14 protein-coding genes are annotated in these 13,772 nt (G+C 63.4%); 12 read left to right on the forward strand and 2 right to left on the reverse strand.

The genetic code is table 11. The annotated features are described in order from the left end of the window. Nucleotides 1–76: 76 nt before the first annotated feature. Complete coding sequence (gene leuC / locus IEV58_RS02095; RefSeq protein ID WP_188408042.1) at nucleotides 77–1,486, forward strand: 3-isopropylmalate dehydratase large subunit; 1,410 nt, start codon at nucleotides 77–79, stop codon at nucleotides 1,484–1,486. Between the two features lie 140 nt (nucleotides 1,487–1,626). Here leuC and IEV58_RS02100 read toward each other — a convergent pair whose 3' ends face one another. Next, entirely contained in the window at nucleotides 1,627–1,908 is a 282-nt protein-coding gene (locus IEV58_RS02100; RefSeq protein ID WP_188408043.1) for a hypothetical protein, read from the reverse strand. A 172-nt stretch (nucleotides 1,909–2,080) separates the two neighbouring features. Here IEV58_RS02100 and IEV58_RS02105 point away from each other — a divergent pair, with 172 nt between their 5' ends. From IEV58_RS02105 to IEV58_RS02120, 4 genes are all read left to right on the forward strand, one after another. Further along, complete coding sequence (locus IEV58_RS02105) at nucleotides 2,081–2,314, forward strand: hypothetical protein (protein ID WP_188408044.1); 234 nt, start codon at nucleotides 2,081–2,083, stop codon at nucleotides 2,312–2,314. After that, nucleotides 2,311–2,721, forward strand: coding sequence for a metallopeptidase family protein (locus tag IEV58_RS02110; RefSeq protein WP_188408045.1), 411 nt, complete (start codon nucleotides 2,311–2,313; stop codon nucleotides 2,719–2,721). Before IEV58_RS02105 ends, IEV58_RS02110 begins: the two co-directional genes overlap by 4 nt. Before the next feature lie 55 nt (nucleotides 2,722–2,776). Then, the gene (gene leuD / locus IEV58_RS02115; RefSeq protein WP_188408046.1) at nucleotides 2,777–3,379 is read left to right on the forward strand and encodes a 3-isopropylmalate dehydratase small subunit; all 603 of its coding nucleotides are present in this window, start codon (nucleotides 2,777–2,779) and stop codon (nucleotides 3,377–3,379) included. 93 nt (nucleotides 3,380–3,472) lie between these two features. Further along, nucleotides 3,473–4,543, forward strand: coding sequence for a serine hydrolase domain-containing protein (locus tag IEV58_RS02120; protein WP_229729127.1), 1,071 nt, complete (start codon nucleotides 3,473–3,475; stop codon nucleotides 4,541–4,543). 9 nt (nucleotides 4,544–4,552) lie between these two features. Here the strand turns inward: IEV58_RS02120 and IEV58_RS02125 are convergent, their stop codons facing one another. Then, nucleotides 4,553–5,971, reverse strand: a complete 1,419-nt coding sequence (locus tag IEV58_RS02125; RefSeq protein WP_229729128.1) for a sodium:proton antiporter — start codon at nucleotides 5,969–5,971, stop codon at nucleotides 4,553–4,555. A gap of 216 nt (nucleotides 5,972–6,187) precedes the next feature. Here IEV58_RS02125 and IEV58_RS02130 point away from each other — a divergent pair, with 216 nt between their 5' ends. The 7 genes from IEV58_RS02130 (at nucleotide 6,188) to IEV58_RS02160 (ending at nucleotide 13,761) form a co-directional block, all read left to right on the forward strand. Further along, a complete protein-coding gene (locus tag IEV58_RS02130) occupies nucleotides 6,188–6,946 on the forward strand; it encodes a class II glutamine amidotransferase (RefSeq protein ID WP_229729129.1) in 759 nt (252 codons plus the stop codon). A 192-nt stretch (nucleotides 6,947–7,138) separates the two neighbouring features. Then, nucleotides 7,139–8,437: an urea ABC transporter substrate-binding protein gene (gene urtA / locus IEV58_RS02135; protein WP_188408048.1), complete on the forward strand. Its 1,299-nt coding sequence runs from the start codon at nucleotides 7,139–7,141 to the stop codon at nucleotides 8,435–8,437. A 129-nt stretch (nucleotides 8,438–8,566) separates the two neighbouring features. Next, nucleotides 8,567–10,213, forward strand: coding sequence for an urea ABC transporter permease subunit UrtB (gene urtB, locus IEV58_RS02140; RefSeq protein ID WP_188408049.1), 1,647 nt, complete (start codon nucleotides 8,567–8,569; stop codon nucleotides 10,211–10,213). 1 nt (nucleotide 10,214) lies between these two features. Further along, nucleotides 10,215–11,354 carry an urea ABC transporter permease subunit UrtC gene (urtC, locus tag IEV58_RS02145; protein ID WP_188408050.1) on the forward strand — a complete coding sequence of 380 codons (1,140 nt, stop codon included), beginning with the start codon at nucleotides 10,215–10,217 and terminating at the stop codon, nucleotides 11,352–11,354. A gap of 5 nt (nucleotides 11,355–11,359) precedes the next feature. Next, the gene (gene urtD / locus IEV58_RS02150; protein WP_188408051.1) at nucleotides 11,360–12,112 is read left to right on the forward strand and encodes an urea ABC transporter ATP-binding protein UrtD; all 753 of its coding nucleotides are present in this window, start codon (nucleotides 11,360–11,362) and stop codon (nucleotides 12,110–12,112) included. A gap of 139 nt (nucleotides 12,113–12,251) precedes the next feature. Beyond that, a complete protein-coding gene (gene urtE / locus IEV58_RS02155) occupies nucleotides 12,252–12,947 on the forward strand; it encodes an urea ABC transporter ATP-binding subunit UrtE (RefSeq protein ID WP_188408052.1) in 696 nt (231 codons plus the stop codon). Further along, nucleotides 12,919–13,761, forward strand: coding sequence for an urease accessory protein UreD (locus IEV58_RS02160; RefSeq protein ID WP_229729130.1), 843 nt, complete (start codon nucleotides 12,919–12,921; stop codon nucleotides 13,759–13,761). Before urtE ends, IEV58_RS02160 begins: the two co-directional genes overlap by 29 nt. Nucleotides 13,762–13,772 lie beyond the last annotated feature (11 nt).

The raw sequence follows: 13,772 nt of genomic DNA on the forward strand, positions 1-13,772 counted from the left end.
AGGAGATCACCCCCGCGCGGAGCCGAGCGGCAGCGTGGGTTTCAGCCAGTCCAACCTCCAGTTTCAGAGATACATCATGACCAAAGCACGTACCCTCTACGACAAGATCTGGGACGATCACGTCGTCGACACGCAGCCTGACGGCACCTGTCTGCTCTACATCGACCGTCACCTCGTCCATGAAGTGACGAGCCCGCAGGCCTTCGAGGGGCTGCGCACCTCCGGCCGCAAGGTTCATGCGCCGACGAAGACGCTGGCGGTGGTCGATCACAACGTTCCCACCACCGATCGCTCCAAGCCCAACGAGGACCCGGAGAGCGCGGCGCAGATCGCGGCGCTGGCTGAGAACGCCCGCGATTTCGGCATCGAATATTACAATGAGTTCGATGATCGTCAGGGTATCGTCCATATCGTGGGACCCGAGCAGGGCTTCACGCTGCCGGGCATGACCATCGTCTGCGGTGACAGCCACACCTCCACTCATGGCGCCTTTGGCGCACTCGCCCATGGCATCGGCACCTCGGAGGTGGAGCATGTGCTCGCCACCCAGACGCTGATCCAGAAGAAGGCGAAGAACATGCTGGTGCGCGTCGACGGGCTGCCGCCCGCAGGCGTCACCGCCAAGGACATCATCCTTGCCATCATCGGTGAGATCGGCACGGCCGGCGGCACCGGCTCGGTCATCGAATATGGCGGCGAGGCGATCCGTTCGCTGTCCATGGAAGGCCGCATGACGGTCTGCAACATGACCATCGAGGGCGGTGCGCGCGCCGGCCTGGTCGCGCCCGATCAGAAGACCTTCGACTACATCATGGGCCGCCCCAAGGCGCCGAAGGGCGAAGCTTTTGAAGCCGCCAAGCGCTACTGGGAGAGCCTCGTCACCGATGAGGGCGCCTATTACGACCGTACGGTCGTACTCGACGCCGCCAACCTGCCGCCCATCGTCTCCTGGGGCACCAGCCCCGAAGACGTGATCTCGGTGCAGGGCGTCGTTCCCAATCCCGACGATATCCAGGACGAGAACAAGCGGGCTTCCAAGAAGCGCGCGCTGGAATATATGGGGCTCGCCGCCGGTACCAAGATCACGGACATCAAGCTCGACCGCGTCTTCATCGGCTCCTGCACCAACGGACGCATCGAAGATCTGCGTGCGGCGGCAAAGGTGGTGGAAGGCCGCAAGGTCAATGAAGCCGTCAACGCGATGATCGTGCCGGGCTCCGGTGTCGTGAAGATGCAGGCTGAGGCCGAAGGCCTCGACAAGATCTTCCTGGCCGCCGGCTTTGAATGGCGCGAGCCGGGCTGCTCCATGTGCCTGGCCATGAACCCGGACAAGCTGCGGCCGGAAGAGCGCTGCGCCTCCACCTCGAACCGCAATTTCGAGGGCCGCCAGGGCTTCAAGGGCCGCACCCATCTGGTCTCTCCCGCCATGGCGGCTGCGGCGGCCATCGCCGGCCACTTCGTCGACATCCGTCAGTGGGACCGCTGACCAGGGGCGGAAGAAACGCGAAAAGCCGGCTGGACCACTCCAGCCGGCTTTTTCATGCGGCAAAAAAGAACGGCCGCCGGTGAGTGGCGGCCGTTCCTGTCGCGGCAGCTATAGGGGGAAGCTGCGGATCATCCCCCGTATCAGCGCCAGCGAACCACGCGGCAATCCTTGACCCGCTTCACCTTCCAGCCGCTGTGGGTCCAGTAGCGCACCCGGTGCGTGTCGCAGATGCGGCGCACCTGGTGGTGCTTGCGGACCTGGTGGCGGTGATGGCGGCCATAGTGGCGGCCGTCATGGCGGATCAGTTCCACGCCGGCTGGGCTGATCTGCAGCGTGGCGGAGGCCGCGGAGGCCGCACCCGGTGCAAGGGTCGCGATGCCGAGGGTGGCGGCGGCGGCAAGGGCGAGCAGCATCTTTTTCATGGGTCGTCTCCTTCGTCGGTCCTTAAAATCATTGGTCGGTGTCCGACCGTGAGGAGACTGTACGATGCTGAGCCTGAACCCCGCCTGAGCCCGGTGTTCAGGTGCGCGTCAGCTTGATGAACCGTAGCTGAACGACTGGCCAGGACCTCATCTTTCGGTTATCCGGTGAAATATGAAGACATCCGATCAAAAAGCCGATGCCGCGCGCGCTGATCTCGATGACCTCTCGCGAGGTCAGGGCGCTCTCGACAGCCATATGGCGGAAGGCGCCGGTGGACCGCCTCAAATCAATGAGGATGATCCCGCCGAAGTCTGGGGCCGCCGCGTCGGGCGCGGCCTGGCTTTTATCGCGGGCGGCATCGCGCTCTACTGGCTGTTCGAAACTTATATCCGCGCGCCGTCATGACACCTGATTGGTCGGCCGCCACAGCGCCGTCACTCGATGAGTTTCAGAGACTGGCGGATGAAGCCTTCTCTCGTCTGCCGGAGGCCTTCCGCCGGCTTTGCGCGGGTATCCTCGTTCAAGTTGCTGATTTCCCGGAAGCGGAGGTTCTGAAGGAACTCGGCGCGGAGAGCGAGTTTGATCTTCTCGGTCTGTTTCAGGGCGTCGGCCTCGCCCAGGACGGCGCCGTTTCCATGACGGGGCAGATGCCCAATATGATCTGGCTCTACCGGCGACCGATCCTCGACTACTGGGCTGAGCACGAAGAGATGCTTGGCGGCATCATCTCCCATGTGCTGATCCATGAGATCGGCCATCATATCGGACTGTCCGACGACGATATGGAGGCGATCGAGGCTGCGGTCACCTGACGCTTGACCCCGGCGCATCTTCGTCGCAAGAAAAGTTCAGGAAGAGGACAAGAACATGCAGCCTTTCACGAAGCTGACCGGCGTTGCCGCTCCGATGCCGATCGTCAATGTCGATACCGACATGATCATTCCGAAGCAGTACCTCAAGACCATCAAGCGCACCGGTCTCGGCACCGGCCTCTTTTCGGAGATGCGCTACAACGAGGATGGCAGCGAGAACCCTGACTTCGTCTTGAACAAGCCGGCTTATCGCAACGCGACGATCATTGTGGCCGACGATAACTTCGGCTGCGGCTCAAGCCGTGAGCACGCCCCGTGGGCGCTGCTGGACTTCGGCATCCGCTGCGTGATCTCCACCTCTTTCGCGGACATCTTCTACAACAACTGCTTCAAGAACGGCATTCTGCCCATCAAGGTCAGCCCTGAGGAGTTGGAGAAGCTGATGGATGACGCCGAGCGCGGATCGAATGCCACGCTCTCCGTCGACCTCGAAGCTCAGGAGATCCGCGGTCCTGACGGCGGCGTGATCCATTTCGAGATCGACAGCTTCCGCAAGCATTGCCTGCTGCACGGCCTGGATGACATCGGCCTGACGCTGGAAAAGAGCGGCAAGATCGAGAGCTTCGAAGCAAAGCTTGCCGAGCGGGCCTGGGCCTGAGCTTTCTGAGAGCCGGCTGTGGGAAACTAAAGCCGGCCGCGAAAAAGTCTATGTGAATGGACTGTGATGCGGCGCGGTCATAAGACCGATTCCATGCTCACCGTCCGTTCGCCGCTCATGATCTTCCTACGATATCTACGCATCGGTTTTGCTGCCGCTTCCCTTGCCGCCGCCAGTGTGCCGGCCATGGTTGGGGCCGCGGAACTCACCTCGGAAAGCTCTGCCGAGACTGACATCTTCGCCGCCACCCGCCAGCGCGGTGAGGCGCTTCCGCACCTCAATGCTCTTATGGTGGCGCGTGATGGCGAGATGCTTTTGGAAGAGCGCTTCGCGGGCCCCAGTCTCGACCGCCCCGTCAACATCAAATCCGCATCGAAATCCGTGCTGTCGGCCCTGGTGGGCATCGCCATCGAGCGCGGGGTGCTGACGGGCCTTGATCAGAAGCTCGCGACTGTACTCGCGGACAGATTTCCGGAAGATCCTGATCCCCGCCTTTATGAGATCACCGTGGAGGATCTTCTATCCATGCGGGCAGGGCTGCAATCGACCTCAGGACCGAACTTTGGATCCTGGATCGCAAGCCGTGACTGGGTCCGCGATGCCCTTGCGCGGCCTTTCGAGGATGATCCCGGCGGCCGGATGATCTATTCGACCGGCTCTTCTCATCTCCTCGCCGCCATGCTGACCAAGGCCTCGGGCCGGCCGCTGCTGGAGCTTGCCAAGGAGTGGCTCGGGGAACCGCTGGACATCACCATCCCGCGCTGGCCGCGCGACCGGCAGGGCATCTACCGCGGCGGCAATGACATGGAGCTCTCCGCGCGGTCCCTGCTCGCCTTCGGTGAGCTCTATCGCAACGGCGGCATCGTTCGCGGCCTGCCCCTGCTGCCCAATGGCTGGGTGGAGACATCCTGGGAGGTGCGGACCACCTCGCCCTGGAGCGGCCACGGCTATGGCTACGGCTGGTACAGCATGCAGGCGCGGGGCCATCAGGTTCATTTCGCCTGGGGCTACGGCGGTCAGATGGTCTATGTGGTGCCTGACCTGAACCTCACCGTGGTCATGACCTCCGACGCCGAGCCGCGCCCGGCGCGCGACCGGCATATCGAGGATCTCCACGCCCTTTTGGCGGATGCCATCATTCCCGCCGTCAGCGACGGCGACTGAGCGGGCCTCTTAGAGGAAGAACACCCAGGTCAGGAGCGCGAAGGACGGGATCAGGATCGCTCCCGACCAGGCCATGTAGCCAAAGAAACTGGGCATCTTGACGCCCCGGTTCTCCGCGATCGAGCGCACCATGAAGTTGGGCGCATTGCCGATGTAGGTGAGGGCGCCCATGAACACGGCACCGCCGGAAATCGCCTGCAGCGTCGAAGTCAGCGTGTACATCAGGACCTGCGGATCGCCCCCGGCGAGATTGAAGAAGACGAGGTAGGTCGGGGCGTTGTCGAGCACGCCCGACAACAGGCCTGTCATCCAGAAATACATCTCGTCGCGCGGCTGTCCGGCTTCGTTGGTGACAAGGGCGACGAGCGGCGCCAGGGCGCCGGTGGAGCCGGCCTTGAGGATCGCCAGGGCCGGGATGATGCAGATGAAGATGCCGACGAAGAGCTTGGCGACCTCCTTGATCGGCTCCCAGTTAAAGCCGTTCTGCTCGCGCAGTTCGGTGGAGGTGATCCAGAGCGAGGCCAGCGCCGCCAGAATGAGGATCACGTCGCGCGCGATATTCTGCAGGGCGACCTCGGTGCCATAGACGTTGAAGGTCACGCCCGGCTGCCAATAGGCGCTCATCAGGATGGCGCCGATGATGACGAGCAGCAGCGGCAGGTTCTGCAGACCAAGAAGCCGCAGGCGGCTGTCCGGCGTCGGGTCGGACGGACGCGGCAGATTCTCTTCCTTTCTGTAGAAGTAGGTATCGATCAGGAAGAACACCGGCAGCAGGATCAGCGCGAGGAAGCCGGTCTCCATGGACAGATGCTGCGTGGTCCAGAAGAAGTCGACGCCGCGCAGGAAGCCGAGGAACAGCGGGGGATCGCCGAGAGGCGTCAGAGAGCCACCGATATTCGAGACCAGGAAAATGAAGAAGACGACCGTATGCGCCTGATAGCGACGATCGTCGTTGGCGCGCAGCAGCGGCCGGATCAGCACCATGGAGGCGCCGGTGGTTCCGATCAGCGAGGCCAGCACCGTGCCGATGGCGAGGATCACCGTATTGGTGGCAGGGCTGCCGTGCAGATTGCCCGCGACCAGGATGCCGCCCGCAACCGTGAAGAGGGCGAACAGCAGGATGATGAAGGGCACATAGTCCACCAGGATGATGTGCACGATCTCATAGAGCGCGAGCTCGAACCCGTAGGTGAGCGCGAAGGGCACCGCGAAGGCGGCGGCCCAGAAAAGGGCGATCTTGCCGAAATGGTGATGCCAGACATGCGGTGCCGCCAGGGGGAAGATGGCGATGGACAACAGGATGCCGACGAAGGGCAGGATCCATGCGAGCGAAAGCTGCGATCCATCCACACCGTGGCCTGCAGGTGCGGCCATGGCCGGCGCGGATATGAGCAGCGCCGTGAGAAATGCCGAAATAAACCGCATCATGATTGCCCCTCTTGCGTTCCCACCAATGCGCGATCCGTACCCCAGGGGGTGGGGTAATGGAATTCGTCGTGGTCTTCAAGGAGTTAGCAGCCGGGCTGTTCGCATCTCCGATAAAATGATGTAAAATCGCACGGATTTTGCATAGCTTCGCAAATCGCAATTTCGCATTCGGGGGAATACTTAATGTGCCGTTGGGTCGCCTATCGTGGGCAGCCTGTGTTGCTGTCCAGCGTCATCACTGAGCCGAGCCACTCACTCATCCATCAAAGCCTTCATGCCTTGGAAGCCAAGACCGAGACCAATGGCGACGGCTTTGGCGTGGGCTGGTATGGCGAACATCATGAGCCTGGCCTTTACAAGGAGCTGCGCCCAGCATGGGGCGATGAAAACCTGTCGCATCTGGCACGGCAGATCCGGTCCAAACTCTTCTTCGCGCATATCCGCGCCGCCACCGGCACCGCCACCAGTCGCGCCAATTGCCATCCATTCTCGCATGGCCGGTTCATGTTCATGCATAACGGCCAGATCGGCGGATGGTCCAGGCTGCGTCGGTCCATCGAGGCCATGATCCCGGACGAGCTCTATAACGATCGCCAGGGCACGACCGACAGCGAGGCGATCTTCCTGGCGGCGCTGGCACAACACGCGGCCAAGGATCCTGCCGGAGCCATGGGCCGCGTGTTGTCGGAGATCGTCAGGCTGATGCAGGCGGCAGGCATAACGCAAGCCTTGCGCTTCGCCGCGGTGATGGCTGATGGACGCGACATCTGGGCATTTCGCTGGTCCACCGATCTGAAGTCGCCGACCCTCTATTGGAAACAGATCGACGGCGCCTTGATTGTCGTGTCGGAGCCGCTGGACGAAAGCCCCGGCAACTGGAGGATGGTTCCCGAGGGCAACATGCTGATGGCGCTCGGCGACAGCGCGCCGGTGATCAAGCCGTTCATGGTGGAGATGCCGCGAGCTGTCGCCTGATGTGCTCGGCTTGAATGCAACAATGCCTGAAATTGTGCAACTGCCCAGGGACTGGGCAGTTGCAGACCGTGCAGATAACGGTCTGCCAAAAAATGAGTCGATGAATCAGTCCTGAAAGGGATTGGCACGAGCCTTGCTGAGAAGGCCCTGCGGGACCGGCAGAAAGCCGCCCCAGGGATCAGAGAGGCATCAATGCTATCGACATTTGCAAAAGCAGCGAAAGGCATCAGCACGTTCGCGGCGGCGGCGCTCGTCGCGGGATCGGTAACCGCGGCCTCCGCGCAGGAAACCATCAAGGTCGGCGTCCTGCACTCGCTCTCCGGCACCATGGCTATCAGCGAAACCACGCTGAAGGACGTCATGCTCATGCTCATCGACGAGCAGAACAAGAAGGGCGGCCTCCTGGGCAAGAAACTCGAGGCTGTCGTTGTCGATCCCGCGTCCAACTGGCCGCTGTTCGCGGAAAAGGCCCGCGAGCTGATCGCGCAGGAAAATGTCGCGGCGGTCTTCGGCTGCTGGACCTCGGTGTCCCGCAAGTCCGTCCTGCCCGTGTTCAAGGAGCTCAACTCGATCCTCTTCTACCCCGTCCAGTACGAGGGTGAGGAAAGCGAGAAGAACGTGTTCTACACCGGTGCCGCCCCCAACCAGCAGGCGATCCCGGCGGTGGATTATCTTGAGAAGGAAGAGGGCGTGGAGCGCTGGGTGCTGGCCGGCACCGATTATGTCTATCCGCGCACGACCAACAAGATCCTCGAAGCCTACCTGAAGGGTAAGGGCGTCAAGGACGAGGACATCATGATCAACTACACGCCCTTCGGTCATTCCGACTGGCAGACGATCGTGTCCGACATCAAGAAGTTTGGTTCATCAGGCAAGAAGACCGCTGTCGTCTCCACCATCAACGGTGACGCCAACGTGCCCTTCTATAAGGAATTGGCCAACCAGGGCGTGAAGGCGACCGATATTCCGGTCGTGGCCTTCTCCGTCGGTGAGGAAGAGCTCGCTGGCATTGATACCGGTCCGCTGGTCGGCCATCTCGCCGCCTGGAACTACTTTCAATCGATCGACACGCCCGCCAATGAAGCTTTCATCAAGGAATGGCAGGCCTATACCAAGAACTCCGAGCGCGTGACCAACGATCCCATGGAAGCCCACGTCATCGGCTTCAACATGTGGGTGAAGGCGGTCGAGAAGGCCGGCACCACCGACACCGACAAGGTCATCGACGCCATCGTCGGCATCAAGGTTCCGAACCTGACCGGCGGGACCAGCGAAATGCTGCCGAACCACCACATCACCAAGCCTGTCTTCATCGGCGAGGTGAACGCCGAAGGTCAGTTCGACGTGGTCTGGAACACCGATGACCTGGTGCCCGGCGACGCCTGGTCCGACTTCCTCGAGGGTTCCAAGGACCTGGAAGCCGATTGGGTCTCCAAAAAGTGCGGCAACTTCAACACCAAAACCGGCAAGTGCGGCGGTCAGGCAAGCTGATCGCCTGAGCTGGGTCCGGAAGGAGGCGCTCCTTCCGGTGCCCAGCTCTCCACCTGCCGGTCCTGCGGACGGCGGCTGACCGGGGGACGCCGCCGTCCGACACTTCCCCATCGCGCCAAACAGGTTTCCATGTCGCTGCTGTCGTTCCGAGCTTTTCACCATCTCACCCGCGCCCTGGGCCGTTCCGTCAGGTTCTGCGCCTTGGCGGGCCTTGTGGTGCTCGCCTTGGCGCCGTCTGTCCATGCCGAACCGGTTGACGATGCGCTCGCGGCTTTCGCGGCGGACGGTTTCGACGACACGCAGAAGGGCATCGATATCCTCGTCTCGTCGGGACATGACAGCGCCGAGGCCATTCTGGCCGCGCTGTCGGCCGGCAAGCTGATGGTCCGCAACGACGACAAAGCTCTCTTCATCGAGGGCAAGGCTGGGGCTTTCACCGACGCACGCACCGGCGCTTCCGCAAGCGTGGACGCGGCCAAACTGAAGGTCGTGCGCCTCAACAACCGGCTCCGTCGCTCGGTCCAAGCCGCGCTGGGTGCGGTGACGCTGCAGGCGCCGTCGCCCGCACGCCGCATTGCTGCCGCCCGTGCCGTGCAGCGGTCGCGTGATCCGGCCGCCCTGCCGGCGGTCGATGCGGCGCTGGCCAGGGAAACCGACAACGGTGCCAGGGCCGCTCTCCAAACCGCGCGTGCCGCCATCATCGTGGCCGCAAAGGACGCGCCGGAAGCTGAACGCATCGCGGCGGTCGAGCTCATCGCGGCCGAAGCCAACCCCGATGCTGCAGCTCTCCTCCGTTCGGTGCAGGCAGACGCGCCGCAGGCCCTGCGCACCGCCGCGGAAGAAGGCATCGCCGGCATCGAGCGCTCGCTCGCCTTCTGGAACGCCATGCAGAACGTCACCTACGGCATCAGCCTGGGCTCGGTCCTGCTGCTGGCTGCCATTGGGCTCGCCATCACCTTCGGCGTCATGGGCGTCATCAACATGGCCCATGGCGAGATGGTCATGATCGGCGCCTACACCACCTACGTGGTGCAGGACCTGATCCGCGATCACGCGCCGCAGCTCTTTGGCTCCTCCCTTTTCTTCGCCATTCCACTCGCCTTCCTCGTCTCCGGCGCCGTGGGCGTCGCCATCGAGCGCGGCGTCATCCGCTTCCTCTATGGCCGCCCGCTGGAAACGCTGCTGGCCACCTGGGGCATCTCGCTGATCTTGCAACAGGCGGTGCGCACCATCTTCGGCCCCTCCAACCGCGAGGTGGGCACGCCGGACTGGATGAGCGGCGCCTTCCAGCTCGGCGGCCTCAGCCTCACCTACAACCGCGTCGCCATCGTCATCTTCGCGATGCTGGTCTTCGCGGCGCTGCTGCTCGTGCTGAAGAAGACCACCCTGGGCCTCCAGGTCCGCGCCGTCACCCAGAACCGCCGCATGGCCTCCTCCATGGGCATCCGCACCGACTTTGTCGACGCCATGACGTTCGGTCTTGGCTCGGGCGTTGCCGGCATTGCGGGCGTCGCCCTCAGCCAGATCGACAACGTCAGCCCCAACCTCGGCCAAGGCTACATCATCGACAGCTTCATGGTGGTGGTCTTCGGCGGCGTCGGAAATCTCTGGGGCACCCTCGTCGGCGCGCTGACACTTGGCGTCGCCAACAAGTTCCTGGAGCCCTATGCCGGCGCCGTTCTCGGCAAGATCATCCTGCTCGTTGCCATCATCCTCTTCATCCAGAAGCGGCCGAGAGGCCTGTTTGCCCTGAAGGGCCGCGCGGTGGAGGCGTGACATGCTGACTGTGAAACTCATCGATCGCTATGGCGCGGTCTTTATCGCAGTCCTTGCGGCAGCGGCCGTGATCGTGCCCTTCTGCAACCTGGCGATCGAGCCGGGATCCGCCTTCCACATCCCGGATTATCTTCTGCCGCTCATCGGCAAGTATCTCTGCTTTGCCCTGCTGGCGATCTCCATCGACCTGATCTGGGGCTACTGCGGCATCCTCTCGCTCGGCCATGGCGCCTTCTTCGCCCTCGGCGGCTACGCCATGGGCATGTATCTCATGCGCCAGATCGGACCGCGCGGTGTCTACGGCCATCCGATCCTGCCTGACTTCATGGTGTTCCTGAACTTTCAGGATCTTCCGTGGTTCTGGCTGGGCTTCGACAGCTTCCTCTTCGCCATGGTCATGGTGCTGCTGGTGCCGGGCGTGCTCGCCTTCGTGTTCGGCTGGTTCGCCTTCCGCAGCCGCGTCACCGGCGTCTATCTCTCCATCATCACCCAAGCCATGACCTTCGCGCTGATGCTGGCCTTCTTCCGCAACGACATGGGCTTCGGCGGCAACAACGGCCTGACCGACTTCAAGGACATCCTCGGCTTCTCGGTCCAGGCGGGCGAAACGCGGGCGGTGCTGTTCGCGCTTTCGGCGGCGGCGCTCGGGCTCGGCTATCTCCTCTGCCGCTATGTCGTCACCTCCAAGCTCGGCAAGGTTCTGGTCGCGGTACGGGACGCCGAAAGCCGCACGCGCTTCCTCGGTTACCGGGTGGAGAACTACAAGCTCGCGGTCTTCGTCCTCTCGGCCATGCTGGCCGGCCTCGCCGGCGCGCTCTACGTGCCGCAGGTCGGCATCATCAATCCCAGCGAATTCGCGCCCGCCAATTCCATCGAAGCGGTCATCTGGGTCGCCGTCGGCGGCCGCGGCACGCTTGTCGGCGCCGCCCTTGGCGCTTTGGTCGTGAACGTCGGCAAGAGTTGGTTCACCGGCGCCATACCCGAATTCTGGCTTTTTGCTCTCGGCGCGCTCTTCGTGGTGGTCACGCTGTTCCTGCCCAAGGGCATTCTTGGCACGCTGCAGGACTATCTCGGCCACCCGAAGGCGGCGAAGCCCGCACCCGAACCTGATGGCGCCGCCGTGGCGCATCCCGCGGAGTGACTGCCATGGATGCCTCCGTTACGCCGGCCCTGCTCTACCTCGATGATGTCTCCGTCACCTTTGACGGGTTCCGCGCCCTCAACAGCCTGTCCCTCGTGATCGAGCATGCCGAGATGCGGGCCATCATCGGCCCCAATGGCGCCGGCAAGACCACCATGATGGACGTCATCACGGGAAAGACGCGTCCCGACACGGGCGAGGTCATGTTCGACGGCCATCATGATCTGACCCGGATCGATGAGGCCGGCATTGCCGAACTCGGCATCGGCCGCAAGTTCCAGACCCCGACGGTCTTCGACATGCTCACGGTCGAGGACAACATCCTGCTGGCGTTGAAATCCGACCGGCGCCCGCTCGCCTCGCTGTTGGAGAAGCTGACTTCGGCGCGCAAGGAGCGCGTCGACGAACTGCTGGAGCGAGTGCGCCTCAAGGATCACCGCCACCGCAAGGCCGGCAACCTCAGCCATGGCCAGAAACAATGGCTGGAGATCGGCATGCTGTTGGCACAGGAGCCGAAGCTGCTCCTCGTCGATGAGCCCGCCGCCGGCATGACCGACCAGGAAACCGCCGACACCGCCGATCTCCTGCGCGAGATCGCGCAGACGCGCTCGGTGGTCGTGGTGGAGCATGACATGGTCTTCGTGCGGGATCTCGGCGTGAAGGTCACCTGCCTCCATGAGGGCTCGGTGCTGGCGGAGGGCCCGCTCGATGCGGTGAGCTCCAACGAACGCGTCATAGAAGTCTATCTGGGGCGGTGAGCAAGTCGGCGCGCGAATTACGGCCGTCATGCTCGCCCTTGTGGCGGGCATCCACGCCTTCGCGGCGTGAGCCGCCGGAAAAGGAATTCGTGAATGATCGGCACAAGGCCGATCATGACGGAGATGGAAAGGCCTTAGGATGCTGAACGTCCGCACCCTCGATCTTCACTACGGCGCCGCGCAGGCGCTCCGCGGCGTCGGCCTGGAGGCGAGGCCCGGAGAGGTCACCTGCGTCCTCGGCCGCAATGGTGTCGGCAAGACCTCGCTCCTGCGGGCCATCGTCGGCCATCGTCCGATCTCAAGCGGCGAGATCTCGCTCGATGGCCGCGACATCAGCCGGCTTAAATCCTTCGAACGGGCGCGGCTCGGCGTCGCCTATGTCCCGCAGGGGCGTGAGATCTTTCCGCTCCTCACGGTGAAGGAGAACCTGGAGACCGGCTATGCGCCGCTGCCGCGCGGCAAGCGCAGCATTCCTGATGAAATCTTCGAACTTTTCCCCGTCCTGAAATCCATGCTGTCGCGGCGGGGCGGTGATCTCTCAGGCGGTCAGCAGCAGCAACTGGCCATCGGCCGCGCGCTGGTCACCCGGCCCAGGCTTCTCGTGCTCGATGAACCCACGGAGGGCATTCAGCCCTCCATCATCAAGGACATCGGCCGCGCCATCACCTACTTGCGCGACAAGGGCGATATGGCCATCGTGCTGGTGGAGCAATATTTCGATTTCGCCCGTGAACTGGCCGATCGCTTCATCGTCATGGAACGTGGCGAGGTGATCGCCAGCGGCGATCGCGCGGCCCTTGAAGGTGATGATGTACGTCAGCGTCTGGCCCTCTGAGGATCTGTCCCGGCGCCAGCGCTCCCATGGTCGTATCGCACTCACGGTCCAGAGGTTCGGCAGCGTGACCCGCGTGGCGCAGCTCCATGAAAGCGGACCATCGCGGCTGCGCCTGCCGCGCATCGGCGGGGACGGGCTCGAGGCGGTGCTCATCAACACCGGCGGCGGCATCGCCAGCGGTGACCGCTACGACATGGATTTCGAGGTGAGACCGGGCGCCCAACTCACGGTCACGACGCCGGGGGCCGAGAAGGTCTATCGCTCCGAGGGGCCGCTCGCCCGGATGGCCGTCGGCATGACGGTGGCGGAAGATGCGAGCCTTGCATGGCTGCCGCAAGAAACCATCCTCTTCAACGAGGCGCGTCTGAAGCGTTCATTCGATGTCGACCTTGATCCGACGAGCCGGTTCCTGATGGCCGAGCTGACCGTCTTTGGCCGCGCCGCCTTCGCCGAGGAACAAGTGACAACCGGCCACTTTGAGGACCGCTGGCGGATCCGGCGCGGCGGCCGTCTCCTTTATGCCGACACCCTTCGGTTCACAGGTCCCATCTCGGAGTGGCTGGCCCGCCCTTCCGTCGCCGCCGGCGCCAAGGCGATGGCGACCGTGCTTTATGTCGCTCCCGATGCGGAGGGCCGTCTGGAGGAGACGCGTGCGATCCTCGAGCAGGCGGCACCCGCCGCGGCGGCGACAGCCTGGAACGGCATGCTGATCGCCCGCTTTCTGTCGCCCACCATTGCCGAGCTGCGCCGCCATGTGGTCCATTTCGTCACCCGTTTGCGCAGCCAATCCATGCCCCGCGTCTGGCAGACCTGAAATGAAGAGGC

The sequence above is a fragment of the Agaricicola taiwanensis genome (assembly GCF_014635245.1).
GTDB classification, from domain to species: domain Bacteria; phylum Pseudomonadota; class Alphaproteobacteria; order Rhizobiales; family Methylopilaceae; genus Agaricicola; species Agaricicola taiwanensis.